The 18,452-nt window shown below is 70.1% G+C and carries 18 protein-coding genes; 14 read left to right on the forward strand and 4 right to left on the reverse strand.

What is annotated here, in order from left to right; translation table 11 throughout:
• The first annotated feature begins 197 nt into the window (after positions 1 to 197).
• The 4 genes from ACT3SP_RS05915 (at position 198) to ACT3SP_RS05930 (ending at position 4,071) form a co-directional block, all read left to right on the forward strand.
• Positions 198 to 815 carry a GrpB family protein gene (locus ACT3SP_RS05915; protein ID WP_444586331.1) on the forward strand — a complete coding sequence of 206 codons (618 nt, stop codon included), beginning with the start codon at positions 198 to 200 and terminating at the stop codon, positions 813 to 815.
• A gap of 382 nt (positions 816 to 1,197) precedes the next feature.
• Positions 1,198 to 2,340: a serine hydrolase domain-containing protein gene (locus tag ACT3SP_RS05920; protein ID WP_444586332.1), complete on the forward strand. Its 1,143-nt coding sequence runs from the start codon at positions 1,198 to 1,200 to the stop codon at positions 2,338 to 2,340.
• Positions 2,341 to 2,633: 293 nt separating this feature from the next.
• Entirely contained in the window at positions 2,634 to 3,422 is a 789-nt protein-coding gene (locus tag ACT3SP_RS05925) for a phosphotransferase enzyme family protein (RefSeq protein ID WP_444586333.1), read from the forward strand.
• A 208-nt stretch (positions 3,423 to 3,630) separates the two neighbouring features.
• A complete protein-coding gene (locus ACT3SP_RS05930) occupies positions 3,631 to 4,071 on the forward strand; it encodes an MmcQ/YjbR family DNA-binding protein (protein WP_444586334.1) in 441 nt (146 codons plus the stop codon).
• Positions 4,072 to 4,096: 25 nt separating this feature from the next.
• Here the strand turns inward: ACT3SP_RS05930 and ACT3SP_RS05935 are convergent, their stop codons facing one another.
• From ACT3SP_RS05935 to ACT3SP_RS05945, 3 genes are all read right to left on the reverse strand, one after another.
• Positions 4,097 to 4,789 carry a DNA alkylation repair protein gene (locus tag ACT3SP_RS05935; protein WP_444586335.1) on the reverse strand — a complete coding sequence of 231 codons (693 nt, stop codon included), beginning with the start codon at positions 4,787 to 4,789 and terminating at the stop codon, positions 4,097 to 4,099.
• Between the two features lie 144 nt (positions 4,790 to 4,933).
• On the reverse strand, positions 4,934 to 6,190 hold the full coding sequence (gene fmdA / locus ACT3SP_RS05940; protein ID WP_444586336.1) for a formamidase: 1,257 nt from the start codon (positions 6,188 to 6,190) through the stop codon (positions 4,934 to 4,936).
• Between the two features lie 59 nt (positions 6,191 to 6,249).
• Complete coding sequence (locus tag ACT3SP_RS05945; RefSeq protein ID WP_444586337.1) at positions 6,250 to 6,537, reverse strand: FmdB family zinc ribbon protein; 288 nt, start codon at positions 6,535 to 6,537, stop codon at positions 6,250 to 6,252.
• Positions 6,538 to 6,669: 132 nt separating this feature from the next.
• On the opposite strand from ACT3SP_RS05945, the gene ACT3SP_RS05950 reads away from it, so the two are divergent.
• From ACT3SP_RS05950 to ACT3SP_RS05985, 8 genes are all read left to right on the forward strand, one after another.
• Complete coding sequence (locus ACT3SP_RS05950; RefSeq protein ID WP_444586338.1) at positions 6,670 to 7,017, forward strand: HIT domain-containing protein; 348 nt, start codon at positions 6,670 to 6,672, stop codon at positions 7,015 to 7,017.
• 45 nt (positions 7,018 to 7,062) lie between these two features.
• A complete protein-coding gene (locus ACT3SP_RS05955; RefSeq protein WP_444586339.1) occupies positions 7,063 to 7,902 on the forward strand; it encodes a spermidine synthase in 840 nt (279 codons plus the stop codon).
• A gap of 71 nt (positions 7,903 to 7,973) precedes the next feature.
• Positions 7,974 to 8,636 (forward strand): DUF6318 family protein, encoded by a 663-nt coding sequence (locus ACT3SP_RS05960; RefSeq protein WP_444586340.1) that lies wholly within the window; start codon positions 7,974 to 7,976, stop codon positions 8,634 to 8,636.
• A 433-nt stretch (positions 8,637 to 9,069) separates the two neighbouring features.
• Positions 9,070 to 9,717 carry a PKD domain-containing protein gene (locus ACT3SP_RS05965; protein WP_444586341.1) on the forward strand — a complete coding sequence of 216 codons (648 nt, stop codon included), beginning with the start codon at positions 9,070 to 9,072 and terminating at the stop codon, positions 9,715 to 9,717.
• 114 nt (positions 9,718 to 9,831) lie between these two features.
• Positions 9,832 to 10,593, forward strand: coding sequence for a GntR family transcriptional regulator (locus ACT3SP_RS05970; protein ID WP_444586342.1), 762 nt, complete (start codon positions 9,832 to 9,834; stop codon positions 10,591 to 10,593).
• Complete coding sequence (locus ACT3SP_RS05975; protein WP_444586343.1) at positions 10,590 to 12,107, forward strand: MmgE/PrpD family protein; 1,518 nt, start codon at positions 10,590 to 10,592, stop codon at positions 12,105 to 12,107. Before ACT3SP_RS05970 ends, ACT3SP_RS05975 begins: the two co-directional genes overlap by 4 nt.
• Positions 12,107 to 13,045 carry a methylisocitrate lyase gene (gene prpB, locus ACT3SP_RS05980; RefSeq protein WP_444586344.1) on the forward strand — a complete coding sequence of 313 codons (939 nt, stop codon included), beginning with the start codon at positions 12,107 to 12,109 and terminating at the stop codon, positions 13,043 to 13,045. Before ACT3SP_RS05975 ends, prpB begins: the two co-directional genes overlap by 1 nt.
• A gap of 3 nt (positions 13,046 to 13,048) precedes the next feature.
• Positions 13,049 to 14,209, forward strand: a complete 1,161-nt coding sequence (locus ACT3SP_RS05985; protein ID WP_444586345.1) for a bifunctional 2-methylcitrate synthase/citrate synthase — start codon at positions 13,049 to 13,051, stop codon at positions 14,207 to 14,209.
• 121 nt (positions 14,210 to 14,330) lie between these two features.
• Here ACT3SP_RS05985 and ACT3SP_RS05990 read toward each other — a convergent pair whose 3' ends face one another.
• On the reverse strand, positions 14,331 to 15,116 hold the full coding sequence (locus ACT3SP_RS05990) for a FadR/GntR family transcriptional regulator (RefSeq protein ID WP_444586346.1): 786 nt from the start codon (positions 15,114 to 15,116) through the stop codon (positions 14,331 to 14,333).
• 244 nt (positions 15,117 to 15,360) lie between these two features.
• Between ACT3SP_RS05990 and ACT3SP_RS05995 the strand changes: the two genes are divergently transcribed.
• Entirely contained in the window at positions 15,361 to 17,052 is a 1,692-nt protein-coding gene (locus ACT3SP_RS05995; RefSeq protein ID WP_444586347.1) for an L-lactate permease, read from the forward strand.
• A gap of 100 nt (positions 17,053 to 17,152) precedes the next feature.
• Positions 17,153 to 18,409, forward strand: coding sequence for an alpha-hydroxy acid oxidase (locus tag ACT3SP_RS06000; RefSeq protein ID WP_444586348.1), 1,257 nt, complete (start codon positions 17,153 to 17,155; stop codon positions 18,407 to 18,409).
• The last annotated feature ends 43 nt before the right edge of the window (positions 18,410 to 18,452 follow it).

Raw genomic sequence — 18,452 nt, forward strand, 5'->3', positions numbered from 1 at the left:
GCGTGTCAGATCTCCCGCCCGCCTGTCAGACGGGCTCGATGGCCATGCGGGCCGACGAGAGGTGTTCCTCCGGTCCTGTTAGGTCGCCGACGACGTGGTCGCGACGAGGTGAGAGAGCCCGCCCGTCCTGACGAGCTGGAGCCCGAGTCTCCGGACAGCTCTCGAGCTTCCGCCGTCGCGACGGATAGCGTGACGCCATGGGGCAGAAGCTGACGAACCCAGCCGAACTGCACAAGTACGACCCCGCATGGTCGCTTCAGGCCCAGCGACGCCTCGATGAAGTGCGCGAGCGCCTGACAGATCTGCCGGGCGCTGCGGAAGCTCGCTACGACCACATCGGTTCCACTGCCGTGCCCGGACTTGCAGCGAAGCCACACCTCGATCTCCAGATCCGCATCCTGCCGTTACCCACGGACGACGCCGTGTCCGAACGGCTCGGAGATCTGGGTTACGAGCGCGCTCGAGGAGCACGCCCGGACTCCCCTGGCGTCTACCGCGACATCCCACGCGGCTCGGAGCTCGTAGACGGTGCTGTCTGGGAGAAATCGATCTTCGTGCATCGGCCCAACCGAGTCATCCTGCACGTGCGGCGCTCTGATTCACCCTGGGGACGATATGCCGTCTGGTTCCGAGACTGGCTGCGGGCACATCCCGACCAGCGCGACAGGTACGAAGCGACGAAGAGACACCTCAGCAAAAAGAACGCCGGCGAAGCCGACTACGACGACTACACCCGCGCGAAGACCGCGTTCTTCGACGAGGTCCAGGCTGAGTTCGAGCGTTGGGCACGTCGAGCCCAGGGCACCGAGGGCTGAACTGAGGACGGTCCACGAAGCTGATTCGACTCTCCCGCAGACTCTTCGTCAAGGAACTGGACAAGATGCTGAGAATCCTCAGGAGCACCACCTTCGCCGTGCAGCAGGTCAGGGCGTTGCGCCCGTGAAAGCTCTGGGGAGAAGCGAGAACGGAAAGACCTCCTTGGGACGCCGGCCTTCCTCTCGGCCGCTGCGGGGCGCGATCAGCGCCGCAGCCCGCCCGGCACGACGAAAGCGGCCTCTGCCGCCCCAGGGAGGGTGTCATGGGCTGCGCTCGGCGATCGGAGGATCGGGCGACTGAGATGGCGCTGGAGACGGTGCCGGGTCAGTTCACGTGCCCTCCCGGCCCGCACGTGCCCGCCTCCCGTGGCAGACTGCGCGGATGGACGGCGTGCGCACTCTGCTCCAGGACCAGGTCGACGCAGGGCTCCTGCCGGGAGCCGTGGCACTGCGCTCCCAGCGCGGTCACGCCCACCTGACGGCTGTCGGCGTGCAGGACCTCGAGTCCGGTATCCCGATGTCGTCGCAGACGCTGTTCCACTGGGACTCCCTCGGCAAGCCGCTGACCGCCGCCCTCGCGCTGACGTTCGTGGCCGACGGCAGCCTCGAGCTCGACTCGCCCGTGGACCGCTGGCTGCCCGAGCTGTCCGGTCAGCGCGTCCTTCTCGATCCAGGCGGCCCCCTCTCACGGACCGAGCCGGCGAATCGACCGGTCACCGTCCAGGACCTGCTCACGCTGCGCGGAGGCCTCGGATTCACCACGGACTTCGCGTGCCCGTTCACCGAGGCGCTCATGACCGAGCTCCAGGAAGGTCCCCTGCCACGCTCCCTGGACAGGGACTCGTTCCTGCGGGCGGCCGGCGGACTGCCGCTCGCGCACCAGCCCGGAGACGGCTGGACCTACAACACGGGCAGCACCCTGCTGGGGCTCCTGCTGGAGAGGGTCGGCGAGGGGACGCTGGACGTGCTCATGGCCGAACGCCTCCTCGAGCCGCTCGAGATGCAGGAGGTGCGCTGGTGGGTGCCGCCCGCGGAGGTGCCCCGATTCGCGGGCAGGTACGGCCGCACCGACGACTCCCGCGCACCCCTCCGGCTCATCGACCCTCCCGAGGGACAGCACTCCCGGCCCCCGTCGTTCCCCGACGGGGCGGGAGGGCTGATCGGCACCGCGAACGACTGGCTCACCTTCGGACAGATGCTGCTCGACGGCGGGCGGAGCCACGGACGTCAGGTGCTCCCCGAGCACCTCGTCGCCGTGCTCCTGACCAACCACCTCACCATGACCCAGCAGCGACAGGCAGGCTTCTTCCTCGCCGCCGGGGAAGGGTGGGGATTCGGCGGGAGCGTCCGCTCCGACGGAAGCTACGGCTGGACCGGGGGCGCCGGCACCTCCGCCCGGGTGCACCCCGATCGTGGTGACGTGAGCATCCTGATGACACAGGTGGCCCTCGACGGGCCCGAGGGATCCCCCGTCATCGACGAGTTCGAGGAGCTCGTCCTCCGTGACGTGGGCGGGCGTCCATAGCAGCGCGGTCCCCGGCTCGATCGTTCAGCGGACGTGCCGCATCTCGGCGAGACCGCGCTGTTCCTCGACGTGACGGGTACACTCCGCGTGGACTCCGTTGCGCTCGTGGAACCGCCGCGCCCGCGGGTTCAGCCCCGCGGCCCGCGGCTGGTGCGGCGGTCACGCACCGCGGAACCCACCCGGACACCGGGCACCGGCCTGCTCCGACGAGCTCCGCCCTCGGGCGTGCTCCTGCGCCGTCCTCCGCCGTTATTCGGTGGCGGCCGTGTCGATCCCCCTCCACCATGGGGCGCATGGATGAGCTCTCGGCGATGGGTCAGGCCGACCGTGCCGCACAGGTCAATGCCATGCATCGACCGGTCGTGATCGCCGGGGAGGTGGTCACGCGCCCGTCGTCCGCCGGCACTCCGACGGTGCACAGCTTCCTGCGGCACCTGCGGGCGAAGGGGCTGGATTGCGTGCCCGAGCCCATCGACGTCTCCGACGGGGTCGAGCGGCTCGTCTACCTGGAGGGGGAGTCCGGAGGTGACAGCTGGTATCACCAGCACACTGACGAGGGGCTCGTCTCGGCGGCGCGCCTGCTCCGGAGGATTCATGACGCCGCGCTGGACTGGGAGCCGCCCGGAGACGCCCTGTGGGGTGCACCGGCGGTTGCGGGCACCGAGCTCGTCCTCTGCCATGGCGATCCCGGACCGTGGAACTTCGTCTGGCGCGAGCACGAAGCAGTCGGCCTCCTGGATTGGGACTACCTGCATCCGGCTCCCCGGATCGATGACGTCGCCTATGCGCTGCAGTGGTTCGCGCCGACCCGGTCCGACGCCCTCGCGCTCGAGTGGCACCACTTCCCCGAGGTGCCCGACCGGAGGCACCGCATCCACACGTTCTTGGAGGCGTACGGAGACCTCCCCGACGTCGACGTCGTCGATGCGCTCATCGCACGCATGCAGTCCACCGCAGATCTCGTGCGCAGGCTGGCCGAGAGTGGACAGGAACCACAGCGCACGTGGGTCGACGACGGCGCGCTGGACCGGAGCGCGGCAGAGATCTCGTGGGTCCGGGAGCACCGGGCCCAGCTCTTCTGAGGCGCTCTCCTGAGGCGCTGTCGTCGGGCGAGTCTCCGGCCAGCGCTCCTTCGCCCTGGAGTACCTCGGACTCCGCGCCGGCGCTGCGGGACCTGGACGCATCCGTCTCGCGGTGCGCAGAGGATCGGGTCCCGCCGTATCGTGGGGTCGGGACATCGAGGAGGCGCCCCTGGGGCGACTGCAGCGGAGGAGCGACATGGAGGGAGACATGGAGGGACGAGCGCTGCAGGACGCGGCACGCTCCCGCGCGCTCGAGCTCCCCGCCGCCGCGATGACCCACCCCTTCGGGCCGGAGTACGACGTCGCGAAGGTCGTCGGCAGGATGTTCCTCCTGCTCACGGAGGTGCGGGGCACGCCAGTCGTGGTCCTCAAGGCGGACCCTCGGGACTCCGAGGCGCTGCGCCTGGCCCATTCGGACATCACCCCCGGCTACCACATGAACAAGCGCCACTGGATCACCCTCGAGCCCGGCGGCGAGCTCGAGGAGGAGTTCGTCCGCGAGCTGGTCACCGATTCCTATCTGCTGGTCGTCGAGGGTCTGCCCCGCGCGCAGCGCCCCGTGGATCCGCACACCTTCCTCGCCGCTGACAGCACGGCCGGTGACATCACGGCCGACGAGATCTCAGCCGATGACACGGACGGCCGGTGATGCAGGCCGTCCGTGCGTCGCTGGGTCAGCGGGCTTCTGACCGCCGGACCATCTCGTCGATCCAGATCGGCGCGAACGGAGAGGTGCAGTTCGGGGGCGTCGGGTAGTCCCTGAGCACGCCGAGCCGCTCCCCGATGTCCTTGGCCCGCTCCCGCAGAGCCGGGTCGTGGATCCCGATCTGGGCGAGGCATTCGTTCATCGCCCACTGCAGGCGGGGCCCGGCGTCCTGCATCGCCGCCTCGATGCGGCCCAGCAGACCGGGCAGGTCGAGGCCGTCACGGTCCTTCACCACGCGTTTGCTGGTCAGCGCCCAGCCGGCGCTGGCCACCACCGGATCGGCATCGTCGAACCAGATCCCGCGCAGCGCCTCCCGGTGCGGACTCTTCGCGACGATGTAGTTCACGAGCCAGTCGTGCACCTTGGGCGATCCCGCTGCGCGGAGCATCTCGTCGAGCTCGTGCTGCGTGTACTGCGTCGGGCGGGAGAGCAGGATCGCGAGCAGCTTCGCGGCGGAGTCCCCGGTCCTCCACAGCTCCCGGGCGAGGTCCGGATTCGTCTTCTCGCGCTTGGCGACCGCGCGGAGCCTCGTGAGGTTCACGCCATGATCATCGCCGTGCTTCTCGTTGACCGCGCGGATCTTCGGGTCCTCGAGCGCGGCCAGCTCCGCGCGCAGCGCTGTGGCCCGCTCCCGCACCTGCGCGTCCGTGGTCGCCGTCATCGCGATGACCCCTCTCCAGTTCTCGAGGAGACCAGAGTACGACGGAGCCGCGGCGGGGCGCACCGCTCCTCGACACGCCCCGCCGCGGCACCCGGATCGTCGGCCTGCATCGACCGGCGAGGACCCCGGGCCCGGGTCCGTCGCTCAGGAGACGGTCGCGCGCGGCGCCCCGATGCCCGGATCGATGCTCGGCACCTCCCCCGTGCCCGGTCGGATGTCGATGTCGAAGATGTCCAGCGGCAGGTACACCGTCGCGCAGGCGTTGGGGATGTCCACCACTCCGGAGAAGCGTCCCTCGATCGGGGCGGCGCCGAGCAGCAGGTAGGCCTGCTCCTTGGACCAGCCGAAGGTCGAGAGGTAGTCGATCGCGTGCAGGCAGGCCCGCTGGTAGGCCAGATGCGAGTCGAGATACCGCTGTTCGCCGTCGAGCGTGACCGAGGTGCCGGAGAAGGACAGCCACCGGCTGTGCTGGGGCGCGGTGTCCCCCGGCATGAAGATCGCGTTCTCGCTGACGTTGTACTTCTCCATGCCGCCGGGGATCACGTCGACGTGCACGTCGATGAAGCCGCCCATCTCGATGCCGCCGCAGAAGGTGATCTCCCCGTCGCCCTGGCTGAAGTGGAGGTCGCCCACGGAGAAGTTCGCGCCGTCCACGAACACCGGGTAGAAGATCCGGGTGCCCTTGGTGAGGTTCTTGATGTCCTGGTTGCCGCCGTTCTCCCGCGGCGGTGCGGTGCGCGCGCCCTCACCGGCCACGCGGTCGTGATCGGCCTCGGGCACGCCGCCGAGGATCGCGCCGTCGGGCTCCGGCGGCAGGGCGAGAGCGGGGACGCGGTCCGGATCGGTCGCGATCAGCGCGGCCTCGCGCGCGTTCCACCTCCCCAGCAGCTCGGGCGAGGGCGCGGTGCCCATGAGTCCGGGGTGGATCATGCCGGTGAACTCGACGCCCGGGACGTGCCGGGAGGTGGCACGGTCTCCACGGAAGTCCCAGATCGCCTTGTACGCGTCGGGGAACTCGTCGGTGAGGAAGCTGCCGCCGTTGCGCTTGGCGAAGATGCCGGTGTAGCCCCAGCCCTGGCCGGCCAAGGGTCCGGAGTCCTCCTGCGGAATGGGGCCGACGTCCAGGATGTCCACGATCAGCAGGTCCCCGGGCTTCGCTCCCTCGATGCGGAACGGACCGGAGAGGGTGTGGACGGTGTGCAGGGGTGCGGTGGCGATGTCCTCGGCGGAGTCGTCGTTCTTGATGTAGCCGTCGAACCATTCGCGGCAGTCGATGCGGAACACCTCCCCGGGCCGCACGCTCACGACCGGCGGGATCTCGGGGTGCCAGCGGTTGTGACCGAGGATCGTCTGCTCGGTGAAGGGTTTCGCGGAATCCAGCGGGAAGACGTTCGTGGGCATTGCCTCTCCTTCCACAGTGACGGTGCCGCCTGTCGGCCCCGTCGAGATCCAGGGGCCGCCTAGGGACGCGGCAGGCGGGCGTGACGCGGGTCGTGGCTGACCCGGGCCGATCGACGCGCTCCGGTGCCGGGCACGCGGTCGACGACGCCGGGGCTGTGGGCGGTCGCCTCGGTGCTGTCCAGCAGTCGGCCCGTGGGCGATCCGAGTCGGCCGAGCGCGGGGGCCGAGAGCAGGCGGGCGGCGGGAGCGCCGCAGTCGGGGCAGGTCTCCTCGCGATCCCGTGCGCTGATCGGCAGGGCCAGCTCGTAGCGGTGGGAGCCCGTGCAGCGGAACTCGTAGATCGGCATTGCACTCCTCGTCGCGTTGTCGCACGCGTCAGCAGGACTGCCAGCATAGGCCGGGCCCTTCACGGGCGCAGGCCGTTCACCGGACCGCCGACGCAGGGCGCCGGTCGGTGCGACCTCTGCCAGGCTGGGGCCATGGGCACCGCGACGGAGTACACCGGGGACGACTTCTACTGCGACGTGGCGCTGCCGGACCCGAGCGCGCTCGACGTGCTCCACGAGGACGAGCACACTCTCGCCTTCCGGCACACGCGGCCGTTCTGGGCAGTGCACGTGGTGGTGATCCCGAAGAAGCACATCTCCTCCCTCACGGCGGCCGGCCCGGCGGACGAGGTCGAGCTGAGCGCGCTGCTGCGCACGGTCCAGGAGGTCGCACGCGGGGTGGAGGCGGAGCACGGTGCCGCGGCCGTGCTCACCAACCTGGGCCGGTACCAGGACTCGAAGCATCTGCACGTGCACGTGCATTCCGGGCCCCGGCGCTGAGTCGCCGTCGAGCGCTCCGGCTCCGCGCTCGCGCACAATGGCCCCATGACCCCCAGAGATTTTCTCCCCGGCGCGCAGCGCAGTGCGCAGCTGAGCTTCTCCGACCAGCCCGCGTGGATCGTCAAGGACGAGGTCTCCGGCGGCTGGGTGCTGCAGATCGGCGGGGTCGAGCAGTCGCACGTCGACCTCGAGGATCCGACGCACGTGGTGCACGAGTACCTGCGCCGGATCGCGACCGTGCTGGACACCGTGTGGCCGCGCCGCGAACCGCTGAGGGTCGCGCACCTGGGGGCCGGTGCTCTCACCCTGGCCCGGTACGTGCAGGCCACCCGTCCCGGATCGCCGCAGGTGGTGATCGAGATCGAGCGTGAGCTGCCCACGCTCGTGACCACCGCGCTGCCTCTTCCCGAGGGGACGGAGCTGGAGGTCGTGATCGGCGATGCGCGCGAGGAGCTCGCGGCGATGGAGGGCAGGCGGTTCGAGGCGATCGTGCTGGACGTGTTCTCCGGGGAGGAGTCGCCCCCGCACCTGGCCGCGAAGGACTTCTACCTCGAGGCGTTCTCCCACCTGGAGGACGACGGGCTGCTGCTGGTCAACGTCGGTGACGATGCCGGCCAGAGGTTCCTGGCGGCCCAGGTGCGCGACCTGGAGGATGCAGCGGCGCGGGCCGGCCTGTCGGGGGTCTGGACCCTGACCCACGCCTCGCTGCTGAGTTCGCCGGCCGACGGGAACATGGTCCTGCTGGCAGGAGGCGCACTGTCCTCGAGGGAGGTCGATGCGTGGCGTCAGGCCTGGTTGACGGCCGGTCCGCACCCTGCAGCGGTGCTCGATCCGGCCGAGACGGTGGAAGCGTTCCGGGACCGGAGTTGTCCACAATCTCGATGAACCGGAGGCGCAGGAGGGCCTTTCCTGGGTAGCGTGACCGTGATCTGACGCACTCCCGGAAGGGCCACGCCATGCCCCGTCGCCTCCTCCGCGCCGCCGCAGCCGGCGCGCTCCTGCTCGGCCTCGCTGCGTGCAACGGGCCCGGCGGCGGTGCGGCGACCACTCCCCCTCCGGAGATCGACATCAGCGCACCGAGCGACGGCGGCGGTGACGGCCCCAGCGATGGCGGCGGTGATCCGAGCGACGGGGGCGGTGAGAACACCGAGGACCCGACGGCAGCCGCGCCCGACATCCCTCCGCCCGATCCCGCGGACTTCGCAGGGATGGACGAGCAGACCCCGGAAGGTGCGGAGCAGGCTTTCCGGTACTACATGGCAGTGTCTGTGTGGGCACACCAAACCGGCGACGAACAACTCGTGGCATCACTGTCGAATGAGACGTGCGAAGGTTGCACCAAGTTCAATTCGGAAATTTCAGAACTAACCGATAGGGATCTCCTATGGTCCGAGTCTGAAAGGAGTGACGTCCACCTATCCATTGAAAACTCCTCCAACTTTGAACACGAAATTCGATATATGTTCACCCTCGGACATCACTCGCGGCCTGATAACGAGTTAAGCTCTCGCGTCACAGTCGAGCAGCTCCAGTTCGACACGGTCGGAGGGATGCTTTGGGACTCGGACCGATGGATCGTCGGCGGACTTAGCGTGGAATGGGGATCCGATGTCCACTAAGATGCGAACCGCCCTCGACGCAAAACCGCTTTGGAGCATTCTCGCTTTCGCGATAATGATATTTATAGCGGCCACCTTGCCAGCCATCGCCGCACCCCAGGAGCCGAGCGTCAACGGCGTGATCGGAGATAAGTCTCTCGACACAGATACAAGCAAGCCGGTTTCACACCGTACGGCCAGCGAGCGGAATGACGTAACCTCCGATGGCGACTCAACAAGTAGCCGATCCCACAACACCCCACCCCGCTACAACTACATCTGGGCGCCCGCCTCGGAGTTCAGCGGGTGCGGCGCCGATCTGAGTGCCGGGACGTCGTGGTCCTGCACTCCGCACGCCGATTCCTGCGAGGCGGGCAACGGCAGTCGATTCGCCGGCGAAGGTGACGCACTGAGCATCGACGGCACCAGCAGCTCGTCCGCCCCCGTGGAAGGGGTGACCCAACGCGGCACCCGCGTCGACAACGAGACGGGCGAGAGCACGGACCTCGGCATCCGCTGCGCGACGCCCGGGACGCCCGCGACTCCCGCGGGCGAGGAAGCCCCGCCCGTCGTCATCATCGTGACCCAGGCAGACTTCGCACGCCTCCCCGTCAAGCCGCTGCAGGCCAACGCAGGCCCGGCCGATGGATGGCTCCCGGTCAACATGCCCAACGTGCTCCACACCGAACCCGGCACCCAGGAACTGAGCACCGAGCTGCTCGACACTCCCGTCGCCATCCGGGCCACCCCGGTCTCGTACCACTGGGACCTCGGGGACGGGAACACGGTCACCACCACCGACCCCGGCAAGCCCTACCCCTCCGAAGCGGTCTCGGCGACCTACACCCATGAGGGCTGGTACGACGTCACGCTCACCACCACCTTCTCCGGGCAGTTCTCCGTCGACGGAGGTGAATGGCAGGACATCGACGGCACCGTCGAGGTCGCCTCCGATCCGGTGCCGATCTACTCCAAGTCGCTCGAGTCCCGACTGGTGAACGGCGACGTCCCCGCCGACGAGGACGAGGATCCCTGGATGCCGGAACGCAGTCCCGAGACCGAGGGCGAACAGGATCCCCACGCCACCCACCGTGAGATCTGATCAGGCCCGCCGACCCCTCCCGCACCGCAGGTCTGTATACAGTTCACATCGACCACCCCGGCCTTAGAGGGCCTGGGCGAGCACGCCCCCAGCTTTCTGTATACACTCGGACCTATGCGAGCCAGTGAGCGTGCCTACTCGACTCTCCGCGAGGAGATCGTCGACGGCACCCTCGAGCCCGGCACGCTGCTGGGCGAGGTCGAGCAGTCCGCACGACTGGGACTGTCCCGCACCCCGCTGCGCGAAGCGCTCGCCCGCCTCGTCGCCGACGGGCTCGCCGACTCCTCCACCGGCCGCGGCGTCGTGGTCAGCGCCGTCTCCCTCGCCGACGCTCCCCAGCTGTTCGACCTCCGCATCGCCCTGGAGACCCTCGCCGCCCGACGCGCCGCCGAACGGACCACCTCGGCCGAGGGCGGGTCCGCTCTCCGCGGGCGCTTCACCGACCTCGCAGCGCGGTTCGAGCAGGCCACCTCGGAACTCTCCGCAGGGGCCGACCCCACCGACTACTACGCGCTGACCCGTGAGCTCGATGCCGCTCTCGACACCGCGAGTGGCAACTCCCACCTCGCGGAATCGCTGCGCGGACTGCGGCTCCACCTGGGCCGTCTGCGTCGGCTGGCCCGCAACTCCCCTGCCCGTCTCGCCGCCTCCGCGACCGAGCATGCGGCGATCGCCCGTGCCGTCGAGAGCGGCGATCCCGAGCTCGCCGCCGCTGCCACCGTCGTCCACCTCCGCCAGGCCCTCGCTCACCTGCAGGGCGATCCGCACCACGTCGGACGCCCGAACGGCGCCCCGCACCCGCACCGCAGGCCGCGCCCGCCCGATGCCCCGCATCCCACCGCCACGACCCCGACACCCCAGGAGAGCTCCCCATGAGAGACCACGACGTCCGCGTCCACCGCTCCGACGAGAACCTCACCCGCGACGACCAGCTGGCCTGGAAGATGGCCGAGGTCGCCGTCGACCCCATCGAGATCGAGGACGACGTCCGCGAGATGATCATCAACCGGATCATCGACAACGCCTCGGTCGCCATCGCGTCCCTGCACCGCGCCCCGATCGTCGCCGCCCGCTCCCAGGCGCTCGGCCACCAGGCCCCCGCCGGCGGCAGCGGCGCGAGCGTGATCGGCGTAGACCAGCGCAGCTCCCCCGAGTGGGCGGCCTGGGCCAACGGCGTGGCCGTGCGCGAGCTCGACTACCACGACACCTTCCTCGCCGCCGAGTACTCCCATCCCGGGGACAACATCCCTCCGATCCTCGCCGTCGCCGAGCACACCGGCCGCTCCGGCCGGGACCTGCTGCGCGGCATCGCCACCGGGTACGAGCTCCAGGTCGACCTGGTGCGTGCGATCTGCCTCCATAAGCACAAGATCGACCACGTCGCGCACCTCGGCCCGTCGGCGGCCGCCGGCATCGGCACGCTGCTGGACCTGGACGCCGAGACCGTGTTCCAGGCGATCGGCCAGGCGCTGCACACCACCACCGCGACCCGTCAGGCCCGCAAGGGCGAGATCTCCACCTGGAAGGCGCACGCCCCGGCCTTCGCCGGGAAGATGGCCGTGGAGTCCGTGGACCGTGCGATGCGCGGTCAGACCTCGCCGGTGCCGATCTACGAGGGAGAGGACGGCGTGATCGCCTGGATGCTGGACGGCCCCGACGCCCGCTACAAGGTGCCGCTGCCCACCGCGGGCGAGCCCAAGCGCGCGATCCTGGAGACCTACACCAAGGAGCACTCGGCCGAGTACCAGGCGCAGGCCTGGATCGACCTGGCGCGCAGGCTGCACCACGAGCATCCCGAGGCCGCCGACCCCGAGAACGTCGACTCGATCCTCATCCGCACCTCGCACCACACGCACTACGTGATCGGCTCCGGCGCGAACGATCCGCAGAAGTACGACCCCTCGGCCTCGCGAGAGACCCTCGACCACTCGATCCCGTACATCTTCACCGTCGCGCTGCAGGACGGCGCCTGGCACCACGTGGACTCCTACGCCCCCGAGCGCGCCGGCCGGCCGGACACGGTCGCGCTCTGGCACCGGGTCACCACCGCGGAGGATCCCGAATGGACCCGCCGCTACCACTCCCTGGACCTCGCCGAGAAGGCCTTCGGCGGCGCGGTGGTCATCACGCTGCGGGACGGCACCGTGATCGAGGACAGCATCGCCGTCGCCGACGCCCACCCGCTCGGCGCCCGGCCCTTCGCCCGCGAGCAGTACGTGGACAAGTTCCGCACCCTCGCCGACGGGCTCGTCGAGCGCGCCGAGATCGACCGCTTCCTCGAGGCCGCGGCGAACCTGGCGGACCTCCCTGCGGGCGAGCTGGGCCGGCTGAACGTCCTCGCCGCTCCCGGCACGATCGACGTCTCGGCCGGACCGACGGGACTGTTCTGATGCTGTCGTCCCCCAGAACCGCGGCGCAGAAGCGCCGGGACCTGCGCACCCTGCTCGCCCCGGGCGCCGCCCGGCCGTTCCCCGGAGCCTTCACCCCGCTCTCGGCGAAGCTCATCGAGGAGAAGGGCTTCCCCGGCGTGTACATCTCCGGAGCGGTGATCGCCAACGAGCTGGGACTGCCCGACGTCGGCCTGACCACCCTCAGCGAGGTCGCCGCGCGGGGCGCCCAGATCGCCCGCTCCACCGACCTGCCCTGCCTCATCGATGCGGACACCGGCTTCGGCGAACCGATGAACGTGGCCCGCACGATCCAGGAGTTCGAGGACGCGGGCCTCGCCGGCTGCCACATCGAGGACCAGGTCAACCCCAAGCGCTGCGGCCACCTGGACGGCAAGACGATGGTGGATCTCGACACCGCCGTGCAGCGGATCCGTGCCGCCGCCGACGGCCGACGGGACGAGGACTTCCTGATCATGGCCCGCACCGACCTGCGCGCGACCGACGGGCTCGAGGCCGCGATCGAGCGGATGAGGGCACTGGTCGACGCCGGCGCCGACGCGATCTTCCCCGAGGCGCTGAAGGACCTCGGCGAGTTCGAGCGGGTGTGCGCGGCGCTGGACGTCCCGGTGCTGGCGAACATGACCGAGTTCGGGAAGTCCCGGCTGTTCACCCGGGAGCAGCTGGCCTCGGCAGGGGTGGCGATGGTGATCTACCCTGTGACCCTGCTGCGCTCCGCGATGGGCGCGGCCGAGCGGGTGCTGGAGACGATCCTCGAGACCGGCACCCAGGAGGCCCGGGTCCCCGAGATGCTCACGCGTGCACGACTGTACGAACTGGTGGACTATGAGTCCTACGACCGCTTCGACACCTCGGTCTTCGACTTCGAGGTGCCGGCCGAGCACCGCACCGACCTGACGCCGCCGTCGACGAAGGAGTGACCGATGACCACCCAGTCCACCGAGATCCGCAAGGGTCTGAACGGGGTCGTCGCCGACACGACCGCGATCTCGAAGGTCAACCCCGAGACCAACTCGCTGCTCTACCGGGGCTATCCCGTCCCCCAGCTCGCCGCGACCCAGCCGTTCGAGGCCGTCGCCCATCTGCTGTGGACCGGTGAGCTCCCGAGCGACGAGGAGCTGGCCGAGCTCGAGCGCCGCACGAGCGCCCACCGCGACCTGCGCGACGAGGTCCGCACCGCGATGGACTCGCTGCCGGTGACCTGCCATCCCATGGATGCCGTGCGCACCGCCGTCTCCGTGCTCGGGGCGCTCGACCCCGCGGCGGAGGACTCCTCCCCCGAGGCCGAGCGGGAGAAGGCCGAGCGCCTGTTCGCCCAGCTGCCCGCGGTCATCGCCTACGAGCAGCGTCGCCGTCGCGCCGGCGGCCCCACCGACCCGGTCCCGTCCCGGGAGGACCTGGACTACTCCCAGAACTTCCTGTGGATGACCTTCGGCGAGGAGGCCGCCCCCGAGGTGGTCGACGCCTTCCGCGTCTCGATGGTGCTCTACGCCGAGCACTCCTTCAACGCCTCCACCTTCACCGCCCGCGTCATCACCTCCACCCTCTCGGACATGCACTCGGCGGTCACCGGGGCGATCGGGGCCCTCAAGGGCTCCCTGCACGGCGGCGCGAACGAGGCGGTCATGCACACCTTCGAGGAGCTGGGAATCCGCCCCGACGAGTCCGAGGCCGACGCCAAGGAGCGGGCGAAGGCATGGATGGAGGACGCGCTCGCGCAGAAGAAGAAGGTGATGGGCTTCGGCCACCGCGTCTACAAGCACGGCGACTCCCGGGTCCCCACCATGAAGCAGGCGCTGGACTCGATGATCGCCCACACCGGACGCGACGAGATCCTGGGGCTCTACGACGGCCTCGAGCAGGCGATGGACGAGGCCAAGGGCATCAAGCCCAACCTCGACTATCCGGCCGGGCCCGTCTACCACCTCATGGGCTTCGACACCGAGCTGTTCACGCCCCTGTTCATCGCCGCGCGCGTCACCGGCTGGACCGCGCACGTCATGGAGCAGCGAGCGACGAACTCCCTGATCCGCCCGCTGTCGGCGTACGAGGGGCCTGCGGAGCGCCCGGTCCCGGGCGCCTGAGCCCCTGAGCCCCTGAGCGCCTGCGCGCCTGAGCGCCTGCGCGCCTGAGCGCCTGAGCGCCTGAGCGCCGACCACGCGACTGCGGTGCGCAGGGCCGCCCCTGTGTGCGGTGCGACCCGCCTCAGGCCTCCGGCATGTCCGGCAGCGCCGCGGAGGCGCTGCGGATGTGCTCGGCGGTGCGCCGTCGAGCCTCCTCCGGCTGCCCGCTCGAGATCGCCTCGAGGATCCCGCGGTGCTGGGCACGGAGGCTCTGCACCATCGTCTCCCAGTCGGTGACCTTGGTGAAGGCGGCGAGGATCGGCACCCGCAGGGAGCCGCGGATCGCCCCGGTCATGTCCGAGAAGAGGCTGTTCCCGCCGGCGCGCGCGATCGCGACATGGAAGGCCGTGTCCGCGTCGTTGAACGCCTCGCGGCTCACCTCGGGATCGTCCATCACCGCGAGCAGCCGCTCCAGCTCGGCGAGCGCGTCGGCGTCGGCGCGCTCCGCGGCGAGCGCGGCGCTGGCCTGCTCGAGCATGATCCTCGCCTCGACGACCTCCTGGATGCGGAAGTTCGACAGCGCGACGTGCAGGCGCAGGAAGCGCTCGAGGGCGGCGCTCGGCAGCGCGGCGACGAAGGTCCCCGCGCCGCGCCCGGAGCCGACGTCCGAGCGCAGCACCCCGTGGCCCTCGAGGACGCGGATCGCCTCGCGGACGCCCGCCCGGCTGACCTGGAGGCGCGCGGCGAGCTCCCGCTCGGGGGGCAGGAGGTCGCCGACGGTCAGGGTGCCGCTCATGATCTGGTCCTCGATCGCGTCGATGACCAGCTCGTGCGTGCTGGCGCGGGTGACCGGGCGCCAGGCGGCGTCGGCGCACGCGGCTCTTACGCTCAGCGGTCCGACCTCATCTGCGTTCGGGGTGTCGACCATCGCCCTGTTGTAGCACAGCGGCGTTCGGGAGCCATGAGAGGACCCGGCACGCATCCTGGAGTGCTCGCGGCGGCGTCGGATCGTGCTGGGGATGGGGTCTTGCCGTCACCGACCGCTCCGGGTACGATCCCCTATGTGGTCTGACCACAGGACGGTAAACCATTCGTCTCCTCGCCGACACACGAGGCACGACATCGACGGCGATGCAGTGCAGCACCGCGGCTGATGCGTGTCGGAGGTCCCCATGTACACACCCGATCTCGCCCCTCTGGCAGACAGTCTCGCTCTGTCGTCGCTGGTCGCCGTCCTTCCCCTGCTCACGATCTTCCTCACCCTCGGGGTGCTGCGATGGAAGGCGCACTGGGCCGGCCTGTCCGCGCTCGCCGTCGCGATCCTCGTGGCCCTGCTCGCCTACGGCATGCCGGCCGACCTCGTCGGCCTCTCGGCGACCCAGGGCTTCGCCTTCGGGCTGTTCCCGATCATCTGGATCGTCCTCAACGCGATCTGGCTCTACGAGCTGACCGTGCGCAGCGGCCGCTTCGAGGACCTGCGCCGCGTGATCGACGCGATCTCCGACGACCCGCGCGTGCAGGCGATCATCATCGCGTTCTGCTTCGGCGGGCTGCTCGAGGCCCTGGCCGGCTTCGGCGCACCCGTCGCCATCACGGGCGTGATGCTGATGGCGATCGGGTTCACCGCGATGCGGGCCGCGACCGTCGTGCTCATCGCCAACACCGCACCGGTGGCCTTCGGCGCGATCGCCATCCCGATCATCACCGCGGGCAACCTCACCGGGATCGACTACCAGCACATCGGGGCGATCATCGGCCACCAGACCCCGTTCCTGGCCGCCTTCGTGCCGCTGTTCCTGGTCTTCCTGGTGGACGGCCGGCGCGGGGTGCGCCAGCTGTGGCCGCTCGCCCTTCTGGTGGGCCTCGTCTTCGCGGTCAGCCAGTACGTCTCCTCCAACTTCCTCTCGGTCGAGCTCACCGACATCATCGCCTCGCTGGCCGGCCTCGCCGCCGCCGTGATCATGCTCCAGGTGTGGAAGCCCGTGGGCGGCGCGGACGCGCTGGAGAACATGGAGCGCGAGCGCGAGCACGAGAAGACCGAGGCCCCGGATGCCGGCCCCGGCGCCGCGGCGCTGGCCACGACCACGGCGATCCGCACCGAGTCCCGCCTCACCCCGAGCCGGGTGTTCATGGCCCTGTTCCCCTACCTGCTGGTGATCGTGATCTTCTCGGTCTCGAAGCTGTGGATGCCGCTGAACGACCTTCTGGCCTCCACCGACGTGGAGATCCCCTGGCCGGGCCTGGACGGGAACGTCCACAACGCGGCCGGCGAGATCGCCACCAGCACCGTGTACTCCTTCCAGTGGCTCTCCTCCCCCGGCACGCTGCTGCTGATCACCGGGGCGATCGTCGCCGCCGTCTACCGGCTGTCCCCCCGGGCCGCGGTGGAGGTCTACGTCGCCAACGTGGTCAAGATGCGCTTCTCGATCCTCACCGTCGCCTCGGTCCTCGCCCTCGCCTACGTGATGAACCAGTCCGGGCAGACCATCACCATCGGCACCTGGATCGCCGGCGCCGGCGCGGCCTTCGCCTTCCTCTCCCCGATCCTCGGCTGGCTGGGCACGGCGGTCACCGGCTCGGACACGAGCGCGAACGCCCTGTTCGCGACCCTGCAGCAGACCGCCGCCGAGGAGGCGGGACTGGACCCGGCCCTGCTGGTCGCGGCGAACACCTCCGGCGGCGTGGTCGGCAAGATGATCAGCCCGCAGAACCTCGCCATCGCCGCCACCGCGGTGGGCCTGGTCGGCAAGGAGTCGGCCATCTTCCGCAAGGTCATCTGGTGGAGCCTCGGCATGCTCGTGGCCCTGTGCCTGCTCATCGGCCTCCAGTCCGGCGTCCTGTCCTGGATGGTCCCCGTGCAGTGACCCGACCGCCCCTCCGCCCGCCGCGCCGACTCCCGCACCCGCACCCGCACCCGCACCCGCACCCGCACCCGCACGACTCTGCTCTCGAAGGAAGGCCCCCATGGTCCAGCGACAGATCCCCCGCCCGGCCGAGATCCTCGACCTCATGAAGTTCAAGCCGATCGACCTCGACGGCACGCGCCGTCGGCTCTCCTCGGCGCTCACCATCGACGACCTGCGATCGATCGCCAGGCGTCGCACCCCCGCCGCGGCCTTCGACTACACCGACGGCGCCGCCGAGGGCGAGATCTCGATGGACCGCTCCGTGGAGGCCTTCGAGGACATCGAGTTCCACCCCTCGATCCTGCACGACGTCTCCTCGGTGGACACCACGGCGCAGATCCTCGGCGGCAGCTCCGCCCAGCCCTTCGGCATCGCACCCACCGGTTTCACCCGGCTGATGCAGACCGAGGGCGAGATCGCTGGTGCCTCCGCCGCGGGCGCGGCAGGAATCCCCTTCACCCTCTCGACCCTGGGCACCACCTCGATCGAGGACGTCCGCGCGGCGAACCCGCTGGGACGCAACTGGTTCCAGCTCTACGTGATGAAGCAGCGCGAGACCTCCTACGGCCTGGTCGAACGGGCGGCGCAGGCCGGCTACGACACGCTGTTCTTCACGGTGGACACCCCCGTGGCCGGGGCGCGCCTGCGCGACTCCCGCAACGGCTTCTCCATCCCGCCCCAGCTGAGCCTCGGCACCGTGATCAACGCGATCCCCCGCCCCTGGTGGTGGTGGGACTTCCTGACCACCGCGAAGCTCGAGTTCGCCTCCCTGTCCCAGACCGGCGGCACCGTCGGCGAACTGCTCGACTCCGCGATGGACCCGTCGATCGACTTCGAGGACCTCGCCGAGATCCGGCGCATGTGGCCCGGGAAGTTCGCGGTCAAGGGCGTCCAGACGCTCGAGGACGCGAAGAAGCTCGCGGACCTCGGGGTCGACGCGATCGTGCTGTCCAACCACGGCGGCCGACAGCTCGACCGCGCCCCGGTGCCCTTCCACCTGCTGCCCGAGGTGGCCCGCGAGGTGGGCGGGGACATGGAGATCATCCTGGACACCGGGATCCGCAGCGGCGCCGACATCGTCGCCTCGATCGCGCGCGGCGCGGACTTCACGCTGATCGGCCGCGCCTACCTCTACGGCCTCATGGCCGGGGGCCGGCAGGGCGTGGACCGCACCATCGACATCCTCTCCGACCAGGTGGAGCGCACCATGAAGCTGCTGCAGGTCCCGACCCTGCAGGATCTCGGCCCCGAGCACGTCACGCAGCTCAGCCGGGTGCGCCGCCTCGACGAGGAGTCCCGCCGCCGCGTGCTGTGAGCCGGGGCCTCGGCGCGTCCGTGTACATCGGCGGTGGAGGGTC

This window comes from Brachybacterium sp. AOP43-C2-M15, assembly GCF_052446295.1.
In the GTDB taxonomy this organism is placed as follows: Bacteria; Actinomycetota; Actinomycetes; order Actinomycetales; family Dermabacteraceae; genus Brachybacterium.

Coding starts and splice junctions, on each gene's coding strand:
- ACT3SP_RS05960 (WP_444586340.1), top strand. CDS start 7,974: ATGCCCCGTCGCCTCCTCCGCGCCGCCGCAGCCGGCGCGCTCCTGCTC.
- ACT3SP_RS06000 (WP_444586348.1), top strand. CDS start 17,153: ATGGTCCAGCGACAGATCCCCCGCCCGGCCGAGATCCTCGACCTCATG.
- fmdA (WP_444586336.1), bottom strand. CDS start 6,190: ATGCCCACGAACGTCTTCCCGCTGGATTCCGCGAAACCCTTCACCGAG.
- ACT3SP_RS05925 (WP_444586333.1), top strand. CDS start 2,634: ATGGATGAGCTCTCGGCGATGGGTCAGGCCGACCGTGCCGCACAGGTC.
- ACT3SP_RS05915 (WP_444586331.1), top strand. CDS start 198: ATGGGGCAGAAGCTGACGAACCCAGCCGAACTGCACAAGTACGACCCC.
- ACT3SP_RS05945 (WP_444586337.1), bottom strand. CDS start 6,537: ATGCCGATCTACGAGTTCCGCTGCACGGGCTCCCACCGCTACGAGCTG.
- ACT3SP_RS05995 (WP_444586347.1), top strand. CDS start 15,361: ATGTACACACCCGATCTCGCCCCTCTGGCAGACAGTCTCGCTCTGTCG.
- ACT3SP_RS05935 (WP_444586335.1), bottom strand. CDS start 4,789: ATGACGGCGACCACGGACGCGCAGGTGCGGGAGCGGGCCACAGCGCTG.
- prpB (WP_444586344.1), top strand. CDS start 12,107: ATGCTGTCGTCCCCCAGAACCGCGGCGCAGAAGCGCCGGGACCTGCGC.
- ACT3SP_RS05955 (WP_444586339.1), top strand. CDS start 7,063: ATGACCCCCAGAGATTTTCTCCCCGGCGCGCAGCGCAGTGCGCAGCTG.
- ACT3SP_RS05930 (WP_444586334.1), top strand. CDS start 3,631: ATGGAGGGACGAGCGCTGCAGGACGCGGCACGCTCCCGCGCGCTCGAG.
- ACT3SP_RS05990 (WP_444586346.1), bottom strand. CDS start 15,116: ATGGTCGACACCCCGAACGCAGATGAGGTCGGACCGCTGAGCGTAAGA.
- ACT3SP_RS05970 (WP_444586342.1), top strand. CDS start 9,832: ATGCGAGCCAGTGAGCGTGCCTACTCGACTCTCCGCGAGGAGATCGTC.
- ACT3SP_RS05985 (WP_444586345.1), top strand. CDS start 13,049: ATGACCACCCAGTCCACCGAGATCCGCAAGGGTCTGAACGGGGTCGTC.
- ACT3SP_RS05950 (WP_444586338.1), top strand. CDS start 6,670: ATGGGCACCGCGACGGAGTACACCGGGGACGACTTCTACTGCGACGTG.
- ACT3SP_RS05975 (WP_444586343.1), top strand. CDS start 10,590: ATGAGAGACCACGACGTCCGCGTCCACCGCTCCGACGAGAACCTCACC.
- ACT3SP_RS05920 (WP_444586332.1), top strand. CDS start 1,198: ATGGACGGCGTGCGCACTCTGCTCCAGGACCAGGTCGACGCAGGGCTC.